Source organism: Methylorubrum podarium (genome assembly GCF_040270385.1).
GTDB classification, from domain to species: Bacteria; Pseudomonadota; Alphaproteobacteria; order Rhizobiales; family Beijerinckiaceae; genus Methylobacterium; species Methylobacterium podarium.
Map to the genome: position 1 here is coordinate 1 of NZ_JBELQE010000001.1, position 1401 is coordinate 1401.

Consider the following 1401-nt stretch of genomic DNA (forward strand, 5'->3'; position numbering starts at 1 on the left):
TCTCGCCCAGGATCGTGCGGCTATCGATCTTGCTCGTCACCTGGAAGGAGATCCGGGTCGGGAAGTTCGCCTTGATCGTGCCGGTGATCACGTCGACGCTCGGACGCTGCGTCGCCATGATCAGGTGGATGCCCGCCGCGCGCGCCATCTGGGCGAGGCGCTGGATCGCCCCCTCGATGTCCTTGCCCGCCACCATCATCAGGTCGGCCATCTCGTCGACCACGATCACGATGTAGGGCAGGGCCGAGAGGTCCATCTCCTGCTCTTCGAACACCGCCTCGCCGGTGGTGCGGTCGAAGCCGGTCTGGACCGTGCGGGTGATGATCTCGCCCCGCTCGCGCGCCTCCTTCATCCGGGCATTGTACCCGTCGATGTTGCGCACGCTGATCTTCGACATCTTCTTGTAGCGCTCTTCCATCTCGCGCACGGCCCATTTGAGGGCGATGACCGCCTTCTTCGGGTCGATGACGACGGGGGAGAGCAGGTGCGGGATGCCGTCGTAGACGGAGAGCTCCAGCATCTTCGGGTCGACCATGATGAGGCGGCACTCTTCCGGCTTCAGCCGGTAGAGCAGCGACAGGATCATGGTGTTGATGGCGACCGACTTGCCCGAGCCGGTGGTGCCGGCGACCAAGAGGTGCGGCATGCGGGCGAGGTCGGCGATGATCGGCTCGCCGCCGATGTTTTTTCCAAGGCACAGGGCGAGCTTGTGCTTGGTCTCGACGAAATCGACCGAGGCCAGGAGCTCGCGCAGGTACACGGTCTCGCGCACCGGGTTCGGCAGCTCGATGCCGATCACGTTGCGGCCGGGGACGACGGCGACGCGGGCGGAGACGGCGGACATCGAGCGGGCGATGTCGTCCGACAGGCCGATGACGCGGCTCGACTTGGTGCCGGGGGCGGGCTCCAGCTCGTACAAGGTCACGACGGGGCCGGGGCGCACGGCCAAAATGTCGCCGCGCACGCCAAAGTCCTGCACGGTCTGCTGGAGGTTGAGCGCGTTCTGCTCCAGCTCGTCGGCATCGACCTCCTCGCCGTCGGGCAGCGGCGGCTCGGCGAGCAGTTCGAGGGAGGGCAGTTCGTAGTCGGCATTGCCGACGAAGGACGCCTCCAGGTGGCGGCCGGCGGGGATCAGCATCGGGCGCTCGGGCAGGATCGCCCGCGGACGGTGATCCGGGTCGGATTCGACGGCGGCCACGGGCTCGAAGGCGTCGTCCTCGAACGCGTCGACGAACTCGGAAGCGGTCTCCGGGACGGCGTCCGGCACCGTCTCGGCGGTCTCCTCGGCCGGCTCGGCCTCGGCGCCGGGCTTGGCGCGCAGCAGGACCGGGCGCGCGGGAATGGTCAGCGCCGCCCCCTGCGCGGCAGGGGAGGGGGCTTGCGGGGCGGCCTGGACCGGAG

General features: G+C 68.7%; 1 protein-coding gene. It reads right to left on the reverse strand.

From position 1 onward, the window contains the following. On the reverse strand, positions 1-1401 hold a 1401-nt coding region (locus ABS772_RS00005), incomplete at both ends, for a DNA translocase FtsK (RefSeq protein WP_350391571.1).